The sequence below is a fragment of the Rhabdaerophilum sp. SD176 genome (assembly GCF_030143245.1).
GTDB lineage: Bacteria > Pseudomonadota > Alphaproteobacteria > Rhizobiales > Beijerinckiaceae > Rhabdaerophilum.
Genome location: NZ_JARJNS010000006.1, coordinates 176,887 through 195,133 on the forward strand (window position 1 = coordinate 176,887; position 18,247 = coordinate 195,133).

Sequence of the window (18,247 nt, forward strand, 5' to 3'; positions counted from 1 at the left end):
TCTGCCGATTTCCCGCATGTGGTTGCCCCGCTGATGCGTCTGGCGCCGGAAAACCGCAAGAGCATCATTGCCGCGCTCGGCATCGGCCAGACGGTCGGCTATGCCTCCAGCTATTACCTGCCCGCCGTGCTGGCCACGCCCATGGCGGCCTCGTTCGCGGTGTCACCGGTCTGGATCTTCGCGGCCTTCTCCGCCGCGATGATCGTCTCCGCCCTGCTCGGCCCTTGGGCTGGCGCCCGCATCGACAGGCTCGGCGGCCGGGGCATCCTGATTGCCAGCAACCTGATCTTTGCTGCCGGCCTCGGCCTCATGGCGGCCAGCACCGCCCTACCCTGGCTGATCGCGGGGTGGATCCTCATGGGGATCGGGATGGGGATCGGGCTATATGACTCGGCTTTTGCGGCGCTCGCCAAGATCTACGGACGCGATGCCCGGTCTGCGATCACCGGAATCACGCTTATCGCCGGTTTTGCCAGTACCGTGGGCTGGCCACTCTCGGCCTGGCTCGAAGCCCAATTCGGCTGGCGGGTGGCCTGCTTCGGGTGGATGGCGATCCATCTCGGCCTCGCCCTGCCGCTCCACCTGATCCTGCCCGCCGGCGGGGAAAGCCAGTCCGTTACCGCAGTGCCGGGCGAGGCCATCGCGGTCCCGACCGAGGCGAGAACGCGAGACATGGCGATCCTCGCCTTTGTCTTTGCCGTCACCTGGTTCACCAGCACGGCCATGGCCGCCCATCTGCCGCGGATGCTCGAGGCAGCCGGAGCTACGCCAGTCGCTGCCGTGGCGGCCGGCGCGCTGATCGGGCCCGCCCAGGTAGCCGCCCGGGTGCTGGAATTCGTGTTCCTGAACCGCGTCCACCCGCTGCTCTCGGCCCGCCTTGCCACGCTGGCCCATCCCGTCGCGGCCGGCCTGCTGATGATCGCCGGCGGACCTGCCGCGGCGGCATTCGCCCTGCTTCACGGGGCTGGCAACGGCGTGCTGACCATCGCCAAGGGAACCCTGCCTCTCGCGTTGTTCGGCCCGGGCGGCTACGGTCTGCGGCAGGGCCTGCTCTCGGCCCCGGCCCGGGTGTTGCAGGCGATTGCGCCGCTGCTGTTCGGGATCCTTCTGGAGCATTCCGGCGCGCAGGCGATCTGGCTGACAACGGGCCTCGGCCTGATGGCCTTCCTGCTGCTGTTGCTGCTTCGCGCGCGTCCGTAAGTGTCGGCCAAAGGCGTACAGGCGCTTACCCCAAAGCCGTTTCGAAATCCGCCAGCCGGGCGGTCCAGCCGACAATGCCACCCTGGGCGCGGATCATCTCCAGCGTGGCAGCCTTGAAGGCGGGGAAATAGCTCTCCGTTGCTTCCTCTATGAGCAGGCATTCATAACCACGGTCATTGGCTTCCCGCATCGAAGTCTGGACGCAGACCTCCGTCGTGACGCCGGCAAAGACGAGATGCGTGATACCGCGCGCCTCGAGGAGCGCCTGCAGATCAGTGCGGTAAAAGGCGCCCTTGCCGGGTTTGTCGATTTCGATCTCACCCGGAAGGGGCGCGCAGGCCGGGAGGATGGCATTGCCGGCCTCACTCTGGACGAGGATGCGTCCCATCGGCCCATCCTCTCCGATGCGGAGGCCGGGCTTGCCACGCAGGCGCTTTGCCGGCGGGCAATCCGACAGGTCGGGCCGGTGGGATTCCCGCGTATGGATGACCAGCCAGCCGCGCTTGCGGAACAGCGCGAGCAGCCGCGCGACAGGCTCGATGGCAGGCACAAGGGTGGAAACATCATTGCCGAGCGCCGCGCCGAAGCCGCCGGGCTCAATGAAGTCGCGCTGCATATCAATCACCACAAGCGCCGTGCGGCCCGGCGGCAATGGAAACGGATAGGGCTGGGCCGGAATGGCCAGGCTGTCGCTCAATGTCCACCTCCTGCCATATGGCTGCCGATCGTGGCGCGGTCGGTTTTCTCGATCGCCTCGACATAGGTGATCCTGCCGCCGCTCATGACTGCGACCCGATCGGAGAGGCTCAGGATCTCGTCGAGATCTTCCGAGACGAGCAGGATCGCCGCACCGCGGTTGCGCTGGTCCATGATCTGGGCGCGGATCTCGGCCACGGAGGCAAAGTCCAGCCCGAAGCAGGGATTGGCCACAACCAGCACATCCACCTCGCCGGACAATTCGCGGGCAAGAATGGCGCGCTGGACATTCCCGCCCGACAGCGTCGCGATCGGGGCTTGCGGCCCGGCAGTCTTGACGCGGTAACGCGTGATCAGCGCCTCGGCCTGCGCCCGGAGCGGCGCCTGCGAGAGCCACCAGCCGAGCCGGGCGATGGGCGGGCGGTCGAAGGTGCGGAAGGCGATGTTCTCGGCTACCGACATGCCGGGCACGGTCGCATTCTTCAGCGGCTCTTCGGGCAGGCCGAAGACCTTGAACCGTGCCATATCGTGGCGGTTCGGCATGAAGTCCTCGCCATGGATAAACATCTGGCCGAGGCGCATCGGCCGCTGGCCCGAGAGCACCTCCACCAGCGCGCTCTGGCCATTGCCCGAGACCCCCGCAATACCGACAATCTCGCCGGCATGGACCTTGAGATTGATTGCCTCGATCGCGGGGCGGCCATCATCGGCATCGGCGAAGAGGCCGGCGAGATCGAGCACGACCGGCGCATCGACGCGCGGCACGCGGTCCGCCCGCTCGCGGATGGGCGTATCGCCGATCATCATCGCCGCCATCGCCTCATGGCCCGTCTCGGCCACCCGGCCGGAGCCGACCCAGGCCCCCTTGCGCAGGACCGTCAGATCATCGGCGAAGGCGGTGACCTCGCGGAACTTGTGGCTGATCATCAGCACGGTCACTTCGCCCCGGCGCGTCATGTCGCGCATGAGGCCGAGAACCTCGTCCGCCTCGGCCGGGGTGAGCACGGAGGTCGGCTCGTCGAGGATGATGAAGCGCTGGTCGAGATAAAGTTGCTTGAGGATTTCCAGCTTCTGTTTCTCGCCGGCGGAAAGCTGGGCGACAGGTCGATCGAGCGGCACCCGGAACGGCATGCGGGCGAGGAAGGCATCGAGCGCGGCGTTTTCCTTGCGCCAGTCGATCACGGCATCGCCCTGCGGTTTGGCGAGGACGAGGTTTTCCGCGCCGGTCAGCGAGGGCACCAGCGTGAAATGCTGGTAGACCATGCCGATGCCGGCTTCGGCAGCCTCGCGCGGGTTCCGGATGGCGCGGGCCTGCCCATCGACCAGAACCTGCCCGGCATCCGGCTGGTAGAAGCCCATGATGCATTTGACGAGGGTCGATTTGCCGGCGCCGTTCTCGCCCAGCAGCGCGTGGAAGGTTCCGGCCGGCACTTTCAGCGAAACATTGTCGAGGGCCGCCAGCGCGCCAAAGCGCTTGGACATGCCGATGACATCGAGTCCAATGGCCCGCATCGTGCTCATGAGGCAGCCCTCCTCGCGATCAGGGCGACGGGTCCGCCACCATCCGGCCCCTGATGTTCCGCCCCGCCGGACACAAAGATCTCGGCATGGCCGACAAGCCCCGCCAGCGCGCCGGCTACGAAAGCACGCGCGTGGCGGGTGGCAGAAATATCGGAATCGTCAAGCATGGTATGCCGAGCGCCGCGCAGGCGGCCGGACTGGCCGGCCTCGGCCTTGGCCAGCAACGCGACAAGGCGGCTGCGCTCGGCGGCCGGCAACTGGCCCTCTACCGTGAATCCGAGCCTCTTCAGCCCGGCGCGGACGGGCTCGATATCGATCTGATCCGCCATGACGGCGTGATCGATTACGAGGTCTCCCGCCCATCCGGCGCTCATGCCGAGCACGAGAATCTCGTGGTTCATCAGCTCGATCCCGGCCGACGTGCTGGCCCGGCCCGACCAGAGCGCGGGATCCGTGCCGATCACGCCTTCCACAAGCCTTTCAGCCGGGACTTCCCCGAGCGCGAGGGCCACGCCCAGCGCAGAGGCCGCACGGGACAAGCCCATGGATTTCAGCGTGTCGCGGGTGGTCGTCCTGGCACCCCGCGCCGCCGCCTCGGCCACGCGATCCGCCGTGAGCAGCGGGCATTTGATCTGGACGAAATGGACATCCTCAGCCGTTTCGATGCCGGCATCGGCCATCGCGGCAGCAACGCCTTCCGCCACGGCGTGGATCTGGGCCGGCGTGCCGATCTCCTCCGGCAGCAGCGCCCGGCTATGGGCTGCGCCGATGGCGAGGGCCGGCCCGGCCGGAGCTGCGGCGGCCGCGTCAATCCGCTCGAAGACAAGCAGATGCGGCGAGAGCGCGCCTTCCGTTCCGCCGGACATGACCATGGTGATGCGATCAACCGCTTCCGCAGGGAGATACCGGCCGAGTGCGGCCTTCAGCGCGGCCACCGCGAAAGCGCGGGTGAAATCATTGACGCAGCCATTGCCCTCGGTCTTGCCAACAATGCCGATAACCGCGGCCGGATCGATCTGCCCCCGGGCGACGGCATCGACCAGCGGCACCGTATCGTTCGGCCCTGCGACAAGCAGGCGATGGATCCGCGCCTGCCTCATGCCGGCAACCCAGCCAGCAGGGCGCCGGATGAACTCACGGCGCCGAAAACCCCGCCTTGCATCTTCACCATCTTGATCGCGGCCTCATGGTTTCCGCGATCGGTCGCGCCGCAGCAATCCTCGAGCAGCAGGCATTCGAAGCCACGATCATTGGCCTCGCGCATGGTCGTATGCACGCAGACATCGGTGGTGATGCCGGTCAGGACGAGATTGTCGATCCGGCGCTGGCGCAGGATCAGTTCGAGATCGGTGGCGCAGAACGAACCCTTGCCCGGCTTGTCGATGATGATCTCGCCTGGCAGCGGGGCAAGTTCATCGATGATCTCCCAGCCGGGCTCGCCGCGCACGAGGATGCGGCCGCAGGGGCCGGCATCGCCGATACCCGCGCCGATACGCTGCGAGCGCCAGCGCTTGTTGGCCGGCAGATCCGAGAGGTCGGGCCGGTGGCCCTCACGCGTATGGATGATCGTGTACCCTGCACCACGCATGGCTGCGAGAACGCGACGGATCGGTTCGATCGGCGCGCGCGTGAGCGAGAGATCATAGCCCATAGCGTCGACATAGCCGCCCTTGCCGCAGAAATCGGTCTGCATGTCGATGATCACCAGAGCCGTATTCGCTGGCATAAGCCGGCCATCATAAGGCCAGGCATAGGGATCGGCGGCGATGGTGGGCATGAATGCTCCTGCAATGCCCTAGCGGGTGAGCGACAATTCGCCCGGCGCATCCCGCAACGCCTTCTTCGAACCGGCAGAGCCGATCATCAGGAACAGCGTGAGGATGTAGGGCGCGGCGTTGAAGAAGTAATAGCCCTGCGTGATCCCGATCGATTGCAGGGCCGGGCCGAGGGCACCGGCCGCGCCGAACAGCAACGCGGCAAGCATGCAGCGGATCGGGTGCCAGCGGGCGAAGATCACGAGGGCCACCGCCATCAGACCCTGCCCGGAAGACAGGCCCTCGTTCCAGCTGCCGGGATAGTAGAGCGAGAGGAAGGCTCCGCCGATGCCGGCCAGAAACCCACCGAACCCGGTTGCGGCGAGGCGCACCAGCGCCACCGAATGGCCGAGCGCGCGGGCCGCGACCTCGCTGTCGCCCGTCACGCGGAGGATCAGGCCAGCGCGCGTGTTCTTCAGGGCCCAGGCGAGGAAGAAGGCGAGCGCGATGCCGATGATGAAGAGCGGGTTGATCTTGAGCGCCTCGACAACCTGCGGGTTATCCGACCAGCCCCCCAGCGGAATGGAAGGCAGGCGCGGGGCACTCGGCTGGATGTAGGGCTTGCCGAAGAAGAACGCGATGCCTGTGCCGAACAACATCAGCGCAATGCCAACGGCGATGTCATTGACCTTCGGCAGCCGGCAGATCGTGGCGTGGAGCATGCCCATGCAGCAGCCAGCCAACCCGGCGACCAGCACGCCGAGCCAAGGCGAGCCGGTCTGGTAGGAGGTGGCATAGCCGCTCATCGCACCAAGGACGAGCGTGCCCTCGAGGCCGAGATTGATCCGCCCTGCCCGCTCGGTGATCATCTCGCCGAGCGCGACGAACAGGAAGGGCGTCGAGACGCGGATCGCCCCGCCGATCATCGCCATCAGCACCATGAAGAAGGCGGAACCCGGTTCCATCAGGTGCGCTCCGTTCGCAAGGCGGGGTTGAAGAGACGCAGCCGGCCATAGAGGGTCTCGCTGGCCAGCAGCACAACAAAGCACAGCCCTTGCAGCAGCAGGACGGAGGCATCCGGGAGGCCCATCCGGCGCTGGATGATGCCGCCTGCTGCCGCGATCCCGCCAAAGAGGATCGCGACCGGGATGATGGCCAGCGGATGGTGGCGTGCGAGGAAGGCAACGAGGATGCCGGTAAAGCCATAGCCGGCGGCCAGCGAGGCATTGGCCTTGCCATGCACGGCGGCAACCTCGAAGAACCCGGCAAGGCCGGCACAGGCCCCGGCAATCATCGAGGCGATGACCACGAGCCGCCCGACCGGCAGGCCCTGCGCCAAAGCGGCGCGGGGATTGCCGCCGGCCACGGCGCAAGCAAAGCCGAAGGTGGTGCGGAGCATCAGCACATAGAGCAGGATGCAGGCGCCGATGGCGAAGGCGAGGCCCCAATGGACATCGATGCCGGGGATCTTGCCGATCATTGCCTCGGCACCGATGTTCCGGGTCGAGGGCTTGTTCGGATCCGCCGGATCGCGCAAGGCGCCCTCGACGAAGAAGTTCATGATCGCGATGGCGATATAGGAAAGCAACAATGTCGAGATCGTCTCGTTGACGCCGCGATACCGCCGCAGGCTGCCGGCCAGGCCAGTCCAGAGCCCGCCGACCATGACTGCCGCCAGCAGCATCGCCGCATTCATGAACCAGGGATTGACTGTGCCGATCATCGGCAAGGCAATCGCCGCCGCCGAGAAACCACCAAGGACGAGCGCCCCTTCCGCGCCGATCATCGTCATGCCGAGGCGGGCCGGAATGGCCACGGCCAGGGCGGTGAGCATCAAAGGGGCGGCGCGCAGCAGGGTGTTCGACCACGAAAAGGCCGTGCCGAACCCGCCGAGCCAGACGAGCTGGAAGAACTGGACCGGCGATTTCCCGAGCGCCAGCAGGAAAACCGAGAACAGCAAGGCCGAAACAAGCAGCGCCAGCAACGGAATGGCCAGAGCCTCGGCATAGCCAAGCCAGAGCAGGGTCCGGGCGCGGGAAGCCCCGGCCGTCGGAGCGGTGGGAAGGGAAACCGGGTCAGCCGCCATCATGATGGACCCGGCCGCCGAAACGACCGGGCCTCCCCTGCTGGAATTCAGGTGATGGAGCCGACGACACCCTCGGCGAGGAAATTCATCCCGTCGAGCACGCGGTCGAAATTGTCATAGCTGGCATTGGGCAGCACCACATTGCCCTTGTTATCCTTCACGGGACCTTTGAGGATCGGCTTGTTGGCCTTCAGATCGGCCATGGCCGCCATTGCCGCCTTGCGGGCGGGCTCCTCGGCCCCGGCGCCGAAGGCGGTATTTCGGACCATGTCCTTGTCATAGCCGCCGAAGACCACATTCGGCACCGGCTGCCCCTTGGCGATAGCATCGGCGAAGATCTTGTAGATCGTCTCCCACTTGTATTCAGCGCCAGTGATGAAGCCCTTCGGCGCCAGCGAGGCCTGGCTGGCATTATGGCCGAGGCTCTTGATGCCACGGCGTTCGGCCGTCTCGATCACCACTTTCGGGCTGTCGACATGGCAGGTGAGGATGTCGCAACCGGCGCCGATCAGCGCATTGGCGGCTTCCGCCTCGCGAACCGGCAATGCCCAGTCACCGGTGAAGATCACCTGGAGGGTGGCATTCGGATTGACCGAACGGGCGCCCCAGAGCACCGAATTGATGTTGCGCAGGACGCTGGAAATCGGTTTGGCGGCAACGAAGCCGATCTTGTTCGACTTGGTGGAAAGGCCGGCCGCAACGCCATTCACGTAATGCGCCTGATCGAGATAGCCGAAATAACTGCCGGCATTGTCCGGATGCTTGCCCTTTTCCCAGAGCGGCGCGGCATGGCGGAGCGTGACCTTGGGGTACTTCTTGGCAACATCGACCATGAAGGGGTTGAAATAGCCGAAGGAGGTGGCGAGGATCAGGTTCGCGCCTTCGAGATTGATCATGGATTCCATAGACTTGGCAACAGCTGCGGTCTCGGGGACATTCTCTTCCTCGATGATCTTGACGCCCGGCGTGGCCTTCAGCGCGCCGATCGAAACCGCATGGGCCTGGTTCCAGCCGAAATCATCCTTCGGGCCGACATAGACAATGCCGATGGTCACGTTCGTTGCGGCACGCAGCATACCCGGGAAACCGAACGAGGCGGCGCCAATGCCGGCGGCGGTGCCCTTCAGCAGGGAGCGGCGGGAAAGAAGATCGAAGGTCATGCTGGGCTCCTGAAGCTGGATGACGGACCTGACCGGACAGGTGCAGGAGCGGTTCAAGCAACGCCCGTGCCATGCGATACCACCGGCCGCGCCGAGGTTTCGCGGAACGTCACTGCATACAATACAGCAGGATCGCCCAAGAAATAGACAGACATGGCGTTGCTTGCGGCACCCGGCTCCGGTATCGGAAGGCCAGCCTCGAAAGGTTCCCTTGTCCGACGATGCCGAGGCTCTGTCGTGTCGCATGCGCGCCCATGGCATGCCGATTGCTGATCCATGCAAGTCTCTTCGCAGCCGCCTTCTGGAGTGCCGAATGCCCGCGTCCGACCCGCCCGATTTCGAGGCCCTTGCCAGCGCGCTCGCCCGCGCGCTGGCCTTGCCGGTCACGGAGGAGACGCTGCCAGGCGTGGCCATGAACCTGGCGCTGGCCTATCGCCTCGCGCCTGCCTTCCTCGATTTCCCGCTGCCGGACACGCTCGAACCCGCAGCCATCTTCGATCCGCGTGCCAACCCCGTGGCAGCCCCATGACGGACTGGACGCATGAAAGCGGGGCCCGCATCGCCGCGGCGGTCCAAGCCGGCGATGTCACCGCCCGTTCGGTCGTGGAGCGGCATCTTGATGTGATCGAGGCGCGCAATCCGCTGCTCAAGGCTTTCACCGATGTGACGGCTGGCCGGGCTCTTGCAAATGCCGAGCGGATCGATGCGCGCCGCCGGCGCGGCGAGGCCCTGCCGCCGCTGGCGGGGATGCCCTTCGCCGTGAAGAACCTGTTCGACATTGCCGGGCTGCCAACCCGAGCCGGATCGAAGATCAACCGCGACCGGCCATCGAGCGAAAGCGATGCCACCGCCATCTCCCGGCTGGAAGCGGCAGGCGCCATCCTCATCGGCGGTGTGAACATGGGCGAATATGCCTATGATTTCACTGGGCGAAATGCCCACGATGGTCACTCCAGGAACCCGCATGATCCCGAACGGATGACAGGCGGCTCGTCCGGTGGATCGGGCGGCTGTGTCGCGGCAGGTATGGTTCCCGTTGCGCTCGGCTCCGACACGAATGGCTCCATCCGGGTGCCTGCTTCGCTCTGCGGCCTGTTCGGCCTGAAGCCGACCTATGGCGCCCTTTCCCGCGGCGGGAGTTTCCCCTTCGTCACCAGCCTGGACCATGTCGGGCCGCTGGCGCGCAGTGTCGAGGATCTCGCGCGGGTCCATGATGCGATGCGCGGCCGCGACCCGCGTGACCCTGCCTGCTGGGGCGGCCCGGTGGAGCCGCTTGCACCGCAGATCGAGACCGGCATTGGCGGCCTCCGCATCGCCCGCGCGGGAGGCTATTTCACGCGGCTGGCTTCACCGCAGGCCCTTGAAGCCGTTGAGACGGTTGCCGGCGCGCTCGGGGCCTTCCAGGTGGCGGAAATTCCGGAGGCCGAGCGCGCGCGCGCCGCCGCATTCGTGATGACGATGACCGAAGGCGCTGCCCTGCACCAGGAGCGGTTGCGGCAGCGGATCGCCGATTTCGACCCGGAAGTCCGCGACCGGCTGCTCGCAGGGGCGATGCTGCCCGGTGCCTGGTATCACCGCGCGCAGGTGTTCCGAGCCTGGTACAAGGAGGCGGTAGCCGAGCTCTTCCGGCAGGTCGATGTGCTGATCGCGCCGGCCACGCCGGTTTCCGCGCCGCTTGTCGACCAGCGGGTCTTCACCGTCGATGGGCAGGACCTGCCCGTCCGGGCCAATCTCGGCATCTTCACGCAGCCGATCTCCTTTATCGGGCTCCCGGTTGCGGCGGTTCCGGTCTGGCCAGCGGAAGGCATGCCAATCGGCGTGCAGGTGATTGCAGCAGCAGGGCGGGATGACGTGGTGCTCCGCGTCGCGCGCCATCTCGAGCGTGCGGGCGTTTGTACGTCCCGCGTGGCGGGTTGATGCACCCAAGTTGTGGGCGCGGCGCGGCACTCTCTGGTGCCCTGCCCGGTTTCCGCAACGCAGCCATTGGAAAAGACCCCTGCCATGAAGGAACGAGACCTGCTAAGGGGACCATCCTGGCGCCGAGCCGGTTGCGCGATTCACGCGCCGCGAACCAAGAATGCCCTCCCGAATGTCCGTTTCCTCCATCCTGCCCTCCGCGCTGCATCCGTTTCTGGCTGCGTCCCTCGCACGGAAGGGCTATGACAGCCTGACCCCCGTACAATCTGCCGTTGCCGATCCGGCTTTGGCCCATCGTGATCTGCTCGTTTCGTCGCGGACCGGATCCGGCAAGACGGTCGCCTACGGGCTCGGCATCGCGCCGGCCCTGCTGAAGGACGCTCTCCCCCCGGCCGGCAAGCCGCTGGCGCTTGTCATTGCGCCGACGCGCGAACTTGCCCTGCAGGTGCAGCGCGAACTTCGCTGGCTCTACGAGGATGCGGGCGCGATCATCACGTCCTGTGTCGGCGGCATGGATTCCCGGGCGGAGCGCAAGCATCTCGAACGCGGCGTGCATATCGTCGTCGGCACGCCCGGGCGGCTGGTCGACCATCTGACCCGCGGCGCGCTTGATCTCGGTGTCCTTGCCGCCATCGTTCTCGACGAGGCCGACGAGATGCTCGATCTCGGCTTCCGCGAGGATCTCGAAACAATCCTGGCCGCAACGCCGGAGAGGCGGCGGACATTGCTGTTCTCGGCGACCCTGCCGAAGGGCATCGTCGCGCTCGCCACACGCTTCCAGCGCGATGCCGCGCGGATCGAGGTGGCCAGCGACGTATCCGGCCATGCCGATATCGAGCATCGCGCGGCCATGGTCCGGCCGCATGCGGTCGAGCATGGCGTCGTGAACCTGCTGCGCCAGAGCGACTCGCCGGCTACCCTTGTCTTCTGCAACACCCGCGAGGCCGTGCGGCATCTCCACGCGACGCTCACCGAGCGCGGATTTGCCGCCGTCACGCTGTCGGGCGAGCTCGGCCAGAACGAGCGGAACCAGGCCCTGCAGGCCCTGCGTGATGGCCGGGCCCGCGTCTGCATCGCCACCGATGTGGCGGCGCGCGGCATCGACCTGCCGCATCTCGGCCTCGTCATCCATGCCGACCTGCCGCATGATTCCGAAGTGCTGCAGCATCGCTCCGGCCGGACGGGCCGGGCGGGTCGCAAGGGCGTCAGCGTCATGCTCATCCCGCCCAGCAAGCGGCGGAAGGCTGAGCGACTCTTTGCCGAAGGGGGCATCCAGCCGCGCTGGGTTGCGCTGCCGGGGGCGGACGAGATCCGCCAGCTCGACCGGGAACGCATGTTGCTCGACGAAAGCCCTTTCCAGGATCTCAGCGAGTTCGACTGGGAAATGGCTTCGACATACCTGTCGAAACGATCGCCGAAGGAAATTGCCGCCGCCCTCGCCCGTGTCTTCCGCCAGCGCCTGCCCGAACCGGAGGAGATAGACCCCCTCCCTGTCGAGGAGCCGCGCGCCATCGGCAAGAGCAAGCCGGGGCCAGGCCCGACCGGGCCGATGGCCGGCCGCTGGTTCGAACTGTCGATCGGACGGGCGAACAAGGCCGAGCCAAAGGGCATCCTCAAGATGCTGACACGGCGGGGCAATCTCGAACGGCACATGATCGGCGCGATCCGCATCCATGACCGGACGACCGAAGTCGAGATCAGCGCCGAGGCAGCCGAGAAATTCGAGCGGCGCATGGCGAATGGCAAGCCTGACGAGGTGGCCATCCGCCCGCTTGCCGAACCGGCGCCGCGCCAGAAGCGCAGGCCACCGCCCCGCGACCGGGCGCCTGAGCCTGCCCGCGCCAAACCTGACCGCAAACCGGATCGCAAGCCGCATCGCAAGGGGAAGCGCCAGGGGTGAAGCCGGGCCGGCTTCCTCTTGTCAGACGGGCTCCGGGCCGATAGACAGCGCCTCCAACCTCAGAAACAAACCGGAAATCCCATGCCGAGCGACAAGCCCGCCGTCTCGATCGGCATCGATTTCGGCACGTCCAACACCGTCGTGGCTCTCGCCGGAGCGGACCATTCCGTCCGCACCTTGCGCTTCCATCATGACGGTAAGGATCACGATGTCTATGCCTCGGCCCTTTGCTTCTGGCAGGACAGGCCGGGCAGCAGCGTGCCGGCAAAGATCGAGGGTGGCCCCTGGGCACTGGAACAGATGCGCGAAAGCCTCACGGCGCTTCGCTTCATCCAGTCCTTCAAGACCTTCGCCGCCAGCCGCACCTTCCAGCACACGACCATCTTCCGCCAGCGCTACCGGTTCGAGGATTTGCTGGCGACGTTCCTTCGGACGCTTGCCCGGCATGCCGGGCCCGATCTCGATCTTGGCGCGGCGCGAGTCCAGATCGGCCGCCCCGTGCGGTTCGCGGGCAGCCATGCCGATGACGGGCTGGCGATGCAGCGCTATGGCGAGGCGTTCGGCCGCCTCGGTGCAACATCGCCGCGCTATATCTACGAGCCAGTCGGCGCGGCCTTTTCCTTCGCCCGGAGCCTCGATCGCGACGCGACCGTGCTGGTCGCGGATTTCGGGGGCGGCACCAGCGATTTCTCGATCATGCGCTTCAGCCGCGAGGCGGGCCTGCTGCGGGCCGAGCCGCTGGGCCATGCCGGTATCGGCATTGCCGGCGACACGTTCGATGCACGGATCGTCGACCATGTCGTCTCGCCGCGGCTGGGCAAGGGCGGGCGCTATCGCTCCTTCGGCAAGATCCTACCCATCCCGGTCCATTATTACGGCACGCTGGCGCGCTGGAACGAGCTGGCCCTGATGAAGGGCAGCGCGGATCTGCGCGAGTTGCATGAGCTGGCCCGCGCGGCGCTCGAACCCGGGCCGCTGGAGGATTTCATCTCGCTTGTCGAGAATGATCTCGGTTTCGCGCTGTATCGGGCTGTTTCTGCTGCCAAGGTCGGCCTTTCGCGCGAGGAAGCGGTCGAGTTCCACTTTGCCGATGGAGATCTCGAACTCGCCTCAACGATCCACCGGGCGGATTTCGAGCAATGGATCGCCGAGGATCTCGGCAAGCTGGACCGGACCGTCGATCAGGTGATGGCCGAAGCCGGGCTCGCGCCGGAGGCGATCGAGCGGGTCTTCCTGACAGGCGGCACGTCCTTTGTGCCGGCTGTGCAGCAGCTTTTCGCGCGGCGGTTCGGCGAGGCCAAGCTGACAGCGGCTGACCAGTTCGAATCCATCGCGCAGGGGCTGGCCCTGATCGGCCATGCCGATAATCCGGATCAATGGGCCATGGCGGCCTGAACGGCGCCTCGCGACACTCTGTCACTTGGCAAATCCGGCGCCTTCTGTAATTTCAGAAATATCTGAAAATCCAGGATTGCGTCGATGTCCGTGCCCCCTGTCTGCGAAGCTTTTGTCCTTCACTTCGGTGAAATGGGAAGTCGTTGGGGCATCAACCGGACGGTCGGGCAGATCTATGCCGTACTTTTCATCGCAGAGCGACCGCTCTGCGCCGACGACATCGTTGAACGGCTCGGCATCTCGCGGTCCAATGTCTCGATGGGCCTGAAGGAGCTTCAAAGCTGGAACCTTCTGCGTCAGCGCTCGATTTCCGGCGACCGGCGGGAATTCTTCCACACCCCGGATGACATCTATGCCATCGTGCGCACTCTGGTGGACGAGCGGAAAAAGCGGGAAATCGACCCGACCCTCTCGGTGCTGCGCGAGTTGCTGATGCGCTCGCCGGAAAGCGAGAGCGAGCGTCATGCGCAGGAGCGCATGCGCGAGATGCACGACCTCATCGAGTTGCTGACCAGCTGGTATGCCGATGTGCAGAAGCTTGAGACCGAACGCCTGATCCAGCTCCTGAGCCTCGGCTCGCGGATCGTGAAGGTCCTGGACATGAAGGACCGGCTTTTCGCCCTGCCGGGCGGGAAGCGGAGCGCCAATCCCGACAAAGGAAACTGACCGATGGATCCGATCCTCCTCGCCCGCATCCAGTTCGGCGCGAATATCTCGTTCCACATCCTTTTCCCGACGATCACGATCGCGCTGGGCTGGGTGCTGTTGTTCTTCAAGTTGCGCTTCAATGCCACGGGCAACGAAGCTTGGATGAATGCGTATCGCTTCTGGGTGAAGGTGTTTGCGCTGTCCTTCGCGCTGGGCGTCGTCTCGGGAATCACGATGAGCTTCCAGTTCGGCACCAACTGGCCGGGCTTCATGGAGCGCGTCGGCAATATTGCCGGCCCGCTACTGGCCTATGAGGTGCTGACGGCCTTCTTCCTCGAGGCGACCTTCCTCGGCATCATGCTTTTCGGCTTCCGCCGTGTACCCGGCTGGGCGCATACCCTGGCGACTTTCCTCGTCGCCTTCGGCACCACCATGTCGGCCTTCTGGATCCTTGTCCTCAATTCCTGGATGCATACGCCGGCCGGGTTCGAGATGCGCGAGGGTGTGGCCCATGCGACGGACTGGATGGCGATCATTTTCAACCCCTCCATGCCGTACCGTCTGGGCCATATGCTGCTCGCCTCGGGCCTGACCTGTGCTTTCCTGATCGCGGGTCTCTCGGCCTGGCGCTGGCTGCGGCAGGATCGCGGCGAAGATGTGCGCCTTGCCCTGCGTGCCGGGGTCTTTCTGGCGGCCGCGCTGATCCCGGTGCAGATCCTCGTGGGTGACCTGCATGGCCTCAACACGCTCGAGCATCAGCCCGCCAAGGTGGCGGCGATGGAAGGCAACTGGGAGACGCGTGGTAACGTGCCTCTTGTGCTCTTCGCCATCCCGAACGAGCGCGAGCGCCGGAATGACTACGCGATCGAAGTTCCGAACGGGGCGAGCCTGATCCTGAAGCACAAGGCCGATGGCGTCGTGCCGGGGCTCAACGACCATATCGGCAAGCACCCGCCGGTTGCGCCGGTGTTCTATGCCTTCCGCATCATGGTCGGGATGGGTATGGCCATGCTCGCGCTGAGCTGGCTCGGAGCATTCCTGCTCTGGCGGAAGGGCGAAATCCCGAAGTTGATCGCCTGGGGCTTCGTCGCGATGACCTTCTCTGGCTGGGTGGCGACTTTGGCCGGCTGGTATGTGACCGAGATCGGCCGCCAGCCCTGGCTGGTGACCGGCGTCTTGACGACGGCGCAGGCGGCCTCGGCCGTGCCCGCAGGCATGATCGGAACGACGCTCGCGCTCTATCTCGCCATCTATGCCTTGCTGATGGCGGCCTATATCTCGGTGCTGTTCCACCTCGCCCGGAAAGCGAGTGGTGCGGGCTCTTCACCCCCGCAGGCCTATGCGCCGCGCCTCCAGCCTGCGGAGTGACCGGAGATGGACCTGATCTCGAACAACCTGCCCATCGTGTTTGCCGGCCTGATGGCCATCTCGATCCTCGCCTATGTCATCCTCGACGGCTACGATCTCGGCATCGGGTTGCTGATGGCCCGGGGCGACCGGAGCGAGCGCGACCGGATGATCGCGACGATCGGTCCGTTCTGGGATGCGAACGAAACCTGGCTCGTGCTGGGCATCGGCCTGCTGCTTGTTGCCTTCCCCGCTGCACATGGGATGATCCTGACGGAACTTTACCTGCCCGTCGCGCTGATGCTGCTGGGCCTGACGCTGCGAGGCGTGGCCTTCGAGTTCCGCGTCAAGGCGCAGGTGCGGTTCCAGAATGCGTGGGATCGGGCCTTTATCGGCGGGTCGCTGCTGGCCGCACTGACGCAGGGCTATATGCTCGGGCGTTACATCATGGGATTCCAGAACGGGCTCTGGCAGGAGGCCTTCGCGCTCGCAGCCGGTTTCGGGCTCGCAGCGGCCTATACGTTTGTGGGCTCGACCTGGCTGATCGCCAAGACCGAGGGCGAATTGCAGGCGCGGGCCGTGGGCTGGGCGCGGGCGAGCCTGCTGCTGACGCTGATCGGGATGATTGCCGTGTCGCTTGCAACGCCACTGGTTTCCCCGCGCATTTTCGATCGCTGGTTCAGCTTCCCGAACATTATCGGCCTCGCCTCGATTCCGTTGATGACCGGCGCCCTGTTCCTCTCGCTGTGGATTTTCCTGCGCCGCATGCCGCGCGCGGATCACAGCCTTGACCTTGTGCCCTTCCTGGGGGCAATGGCGCTGTTCACGCTTGGCTTTCTCGGCCTCGCCTATTCCTTCTACCCCTATATCGTGCCGGAAAAGCTGACGATCCGCGCCGCTGCGAGCGCCACGGAGAGCCTCTGGATCATCCTGCTCGGCGCCGTTTTCGTGCTGCCCTTTATCGCCGGCTACACGGCATTCAGCTATTATGTGTTCCGGGGCAAGGCGCGCGAATTGCGCTACGACTGACCGCTCGGCGGCCGACGCTCAGATATCGAGGTCAAGCTGGTCGGGGGGCAGTTCCGGCATCTCACTGCGGGCGCGGGTCGTGTTCTCCATAGCCCGGGCATCTGAGGGATGCCGCTTCCGGCTGCCGTGGCGCTGATAAACGCGCCGGGCTTCCCCGCCATATCCATCCATGCGGCGCAAGACGCCAAGCCGGGCGCGGGCCTCGCGTGCGGCAACCTCGTGGTCGACGATGCGGAGCGGATAATCCTGCCCGATCCGGCACCGGCTGGCTGCCTGCTCCGCCGCATCCATCCGCCACGGTTCCTGCAGGAGGGCCAGCGGTACCTCGGCGAGTTCGGGCACCCATTTCCGGGTGAAGACACCGTCGGGATCCTGATCGAGGCCCTGCTTGACGGGGTTGTAGATCCGCGGCGTGTTGATGCCTGTATGGCCAGATTGCATCTGGACCTGCGGCCAGTGGATGCCAGGCTCGTAATCCGTGAAGGAGCGTGCCAGATGGTGCCCTGTCTCGGACCAGTCGAGCGCGAGATGATAGCTCGCGAAGGCCTGCACCATCGCGCGCATGCGGAAATTCAACCAGCCCGTCGCCGCCAGCGCGCGCATGCAGGCATCGAGGAAGGGAAAGCCGGTCCGCCCCTCGTCCCAGGCCAGAAGATGGGGGTGATCCGGCGGAGTCGGCTGGCGATTCGCTTCGTGCAGCCGGTGCTGGGACCGGAATTCCAGCGAAGGCTCGCTTTCGAGCTTCTGGATGAAATGGCAGTGCCAATGCAGCCGCGCGATCAGGGAATCGACCGAACGCAGTTCGATGGGGCGCATTTCCGGCGGCATCCCGTTCAGGACCGACCGCTCGCGCAAAGCCCGCTGGAGGGTTTCGCGCAACGAGATCGACCCCGTTGCGAGATGCACCGACAGGCGCGAGCAGCTCCGTTCGCCGGCCAGCGGGCTCGACATCTCGCTGGTATAGCGCCGGCCGCGCCCCGCAAAGAAGCTGTCCAGCAGGATCAGGGCCGCCTTCCTTCCCCCGGGCTGACGGCCGGGGCACGGATCCTCCGCCAGCCCCAGCTCGGTCGCTTCCGGCACAGGACCGGGCTCGATCCCCTCGACCGGCGGCAACTGGCGGGGCGGAGCCAAGCAAGGGCGCCGCATGAAGTCCTCGAAGGCCCGGGACCATTGATCGCGGGACTTCAGCCGGCGGACAACGCCAAATTGTGGCAACTCTGTCCACGGAATTCCGGCTTCGCGGCAGAAGGCCCCGACGGCCCTGTCGCGGGCATAGGTCCAGCTGTTGCCGGTTTCCTCATGCGACCAGAGATGCGCGATCCCATGGCGGGCATGGAGGCGACGGAACAGCTTGACCGCCTCGCCCTGGCGGATCACCAGCGGCTGCCCGAGCCGAGCCAGCGCAGCGCGCAGATCGACCAGCCCGTCGCGGAAGACCTCCCATTGCCGGCCAGATGTATCCCGCAGGGCCCAATAGCCCGGCTCGGCGACATAAATCGGCAGCACCGGTCCGTTCTGCGCGGCCGCGACCAATGGCGCGTGATCGACGATCCGAAGATCGCGCTTGAACCAGACGACTTGGAGCATGCCGGAC

The 18,247-nt window shown here is 65.9% G+C and carries 16 protein-coding genes; 8 read left to right on the forward strand and 8 right to left on the reverse strand.

The window, feature by feature from the left end:
* The first annotated feature begins 33 nt into the window (after positions 1-33).
* Complete coding sequence (locus P0652_RS15290; protein ID WP_284179721.1) at positions 34-1,200, forward strand: MFS transporter; 1,167 nt, start codon at positions 34-36, stop codon at positions 1,198-1,200.
* 25 nt (positions 1,201-1,225) lie between these two features.
* Here P0652_RS15290 and P0652_RS15295 read toward each other — a convergent pair whose 3' ends face one another.
* Genes P0652_RS15295 through P0652_RS15325 form a run of 7 tightly spaced genes read right to left on the reverse strand, consistent with a single transcriptional unit; the run spans position 1,226 to position 8,417 of the window.
* Positions 1,226-1,897: a cysteine hydrolase family protein gene (locus P0652_RS15295; protein WP_284179722.1), complete on the reverse strand. Its 672-nt coding sequence runs from the start codon at positions 1,895-1,897 to the stop codon at positions 1,226-1,228.
* Positions 1,894-3,417 carry an ABC transporter ATP-binding protein gene (locus P0652_RS15300; RefSeq protein ID WP_284179723.1) on the reverse strand — a complete coding sequence of 508 codons (1,524 nt, stop codon included), beginning with the start codon at positions 3,415-3,417 and terminating at the stop codon, positions 1,894-1,896. The genes P0652_RS15295 and P0652_RS15300 overlap by 4 nt, the downstream gene beginning before the upstream one ends.
* On the reverse strand, positions 3,414-4,517 hold the full coding sequence (atzD, locus tag P0652_RS15305) for a cyanuric acid amidohydrolase (protein WP_284179724.1): 1,104 nt from the start codon (positions 4,515-4,517) through the stop codon (positions 3,414-3,416). The genes P0652_RS15300 and atzD overlap by 4 nt, the downstream gene beginning before the upstream one ends.
* Positions 4,514-5,194, reverse strand: a complete 681-nt coding sequence (gene biuH / locus P0652_RS15310; protein ID WP_284179725.1) for a biuret amidohydrolase — start codon at positions 5,192-5,194, stop codon at positions 4,514-4,516. The genes atzD and biuH overlap by 4 nt, the downstream gene beginning before the upstream one ends.
* An 18-nt stretch (positions 5,195-5,212) precedes the next feature.
* The gene (locus P0652_RS15315; RefSeq protein ID WP_284179726.1) at positions 5,213-6,136 is read right to left on the reverse strand and encodes an ABC transporter permease; all 924 of its coding nucleotides are present in this window, start codon (positions 6,134-6,136) and stop codon (positions 5,213-5,215) included.
* Positions 6,136-7,257, reverse strand: a complete 1,122-nt coding sequence (locus tag P0652_RS15320; RefSeq protein ID WP_502947538.1) for an ABC transporter permease — start codon at positions 7,255-7,257, stop codon at positions 6,136-6,138. Before P0652_RS15320 ends, P0652_RS15315 begins: the two co-directional genes overlap by 1 nt.
* A 47-nt stretch (positions 7,258-7,304) precedes the next feature.
* The gene (locus P0652_RS15325) at positions 7,305-8,417 is read right to left on the reverse strand and encodes a BMP family ABC transporter substrate-binding protein (protein ID WP_284179728.1); all 1,113 of its coding nucleotides are present in this window, start codon (positions 8,415-8,417) and stop codon (positions 7,305-7,307) included.
* A gap of 313 nt (positions 8,418-8,730) precedes the next feature.
* Between P0652_RS15325 and P0652_RS15330 the strand changes: the two genes are divergently transcribed.
* The 7 genes from P0652_RS15330 (at position 8,731) to P0652_RS15360 (ending at position 16,653) form a co-directional block, all read left to right on the forward strand.
* Positions 8,731-8,946 (forward strand): AtzG-like protein, encoded by a 216-nt coding sequence (locus P0652_RS15330; protein WP_284179729.1) that lies wholly within the window; start codon positions 8,731-8,733, stop codon positions 8,944-8,946.
* Entirely contained in the window at positions 8,943-10,334 is a 1,392-nt protein-coding gene (locus tag P0652_RS15335; protein WP_284179730.1) for an AtzE family amidohydrolase, read from the forward strand. Before P0652_RS15330 ends, P0652_RS15335 begins: the two co-directional genes overlap by 4 nt.
* A gap of 172 nt (positions 10,335-10,506) precedes the next feature.
* Positions 10,507-12,234 carry a DEAD/DEAH box helicase gene (locus tag P0652_RS15340; RefSeq protein ID WP_284179731.1) on the forward strand — a complete coding sequence of 576 codons (1,728 nt, stop codon included), beginning with the start codon at positions 10,507-10,509 and terminating at the stop codon, positions 12,232-12,234.
* 81 nt (positions 12,235-12,315) lie between these two features.
* Positions 12,316-13,629, forward strand: a complete 1,314-nt coding sequence (locus tag P0652_RS15345) for an Hsp70 family protein (RefSeq protein WP_284179732.1) — start codon at positions 12,316-12,318, stop codon at positions 13,627-13,629.
* Positions 13,630-13,713: 84 nt separating this feature from the next.
* Positions 13,714-14,295 (forward strand): GbsR/MarR family transcriptional regulator, encoded by a 582-nt coding sequence (locus P0652_RS15350; RefSeq protein ID WP_284179733.1) that lies wholly within the window; start codon positions 13,714-13,716, stop codon positions 14,293-14,295.
* 3 nt (positions 14,296-14,298) lie between these two features.
* Entirely contained in the window at positions 14,299-15,645 is a 1,347-nt protein-coding gene (locus tag P0652_RS15355; protein ID WP_284179734.1) for a cytochrome ubiquinol oxidase subunit I, read from the forward strand.
* Positions 15,646-15,651: 6 nt separating this feature from the next.
* On the forward strand, positions 15,652-16,653 hold the full coding sequence (locus P0652_RS15360) for a cytochrome d ubiquinol oxidase subunit II (RefSeq protein ID WP_284179735.1): 1,002 nt from the start codon (positions 15,652-15,654) through the stop codon (positions 16,651-16,653).
* Positions 16,654-16,671: 18 nt separating this feature from the next.
* Here P0652_RS15360 and P0652_RS15365 read toward each other — a convergent pair whose 3' ends face one another.
* Positions 16,672-18,240, reverse strand: coding sequence for an FAD-binding domain-containing protein (locus tag P0652_RS15365; protein WP_284179737.1), 1,569 nt, complete (start codon positions 18,238-18,240; stop codon positions 16,672-16,674).
* Positions 18,241-18,247: the final 7 nt, after the last annotated feature.

Excerpts from the sequence above, each read along its gene's own strand:
- P0652_RS15315 (WP_284179726.1), bottom strand. The coding sequence starts at position 6,136 with ATGGAACCGGGTTCCGCCTTCTTCATGGTGCTGATGGCGATGATCGGC.
- atzD (WP_284179724.1), bottom strand. The coding sequence starts at position 4,517 with ATGAGGCAGGCGCGGATCCATCGCCTGCTTGTCGCAGGGCCGAACGAT.
- P0652_RS15320 (WP_502947538.1), bottom strand. The coding sequence starts at position 7,257 with ATGGCGGCTGACCCGGTTTCCCTTCCCACCGCTCCGACGGCCGGGGCT.
- P0652_RS15365 (WP_284179737.1), bottom strand. The coding sequence starts at position 18,240 with ATGCTCCAAGTCGTCTGGTTCAAGCGCGATCTTCGGATCGTCGATCAC.
- P0652_RS15340 (WP_284179731.1), top strand. The coding sequence starts at position 10,507 with ATGTCCGTTTCCTCCATCCTGCCCTCCGCGCTGCATCCGTTTCTGGCT.
- P0652_RS15325 (WP_284179728.1), bottom strand. The coding sequence starts at position 8,417 with ATGACCTTCGATCTTCTTTCCCGCCGCTCCCTGCTGAAGGGCACCGCC.
- P0652_RS15345 (WP_284179732.1), top strand. The coding sequence starts at position 12,316 with ATGCCGAGCGACAAGCCCGCCGTCTCGATCGGCATCGATTTCGGCACG.
- P0652_RS15350 (WP_284179733.1), top strand. The coding sequence starts at position 13,714 with ATGTCCGTGCCCCCTGTCTGCGAAGCTTTTGTCCTTCACTTCGGTGAA.
- P0652_RS15360 (WP_284179735.1), top strand. The coding sequence starts at position 15,652 with ATGGACCTGATCTCGAACAACCTGCCCATCGTGTTTGCCGGCCTGATG.
- biuH (WP_284179725.1), bottom strand. The coding sequence starts at position 5,194 with ATGCCCACCATCGCCGCCGATCCCTATGCCTGGCCTTATGATGGCCGG.
- P0652_RS15300 (WP_284179723.1), bottom strand. The coding sequence starts at position 3,417 with ATGAGCACGATGCGGGCCATTGGACTCGATGTCATCGGCATGTCCAAG.
- P0652_RS15355 (WP_284179734.1), top strand. The coding sequence starts at position 14,299 with ATGGATCCGATCCTCCTCGCCCGCATCCAGTTCGGCGCGAATATCTCG.
- P0652_RS15335 (WP_284179730.1), top strand. The coding sequence starts at position 8,943 with ATGACGGACTGGACGCATGAAAGCGGGGCCCGCATCGCCGCGGCGGTC.
- P0652_RS15330 (WP_284179729.1), top strand. The coding sequence starts at position 8,731 with ATGCCCGCGTCCGACCCGCCCGATTTCGAGGCCCTTGCCAGCGCGCTC.
- P0652_RS15290 (WP_284179721.1), top strand. The coding sequence starts at position 34 with ATGCGTCTGGCGCCGGAAAACCGCAAGAGCATCATTGCCGCGCTCGGC.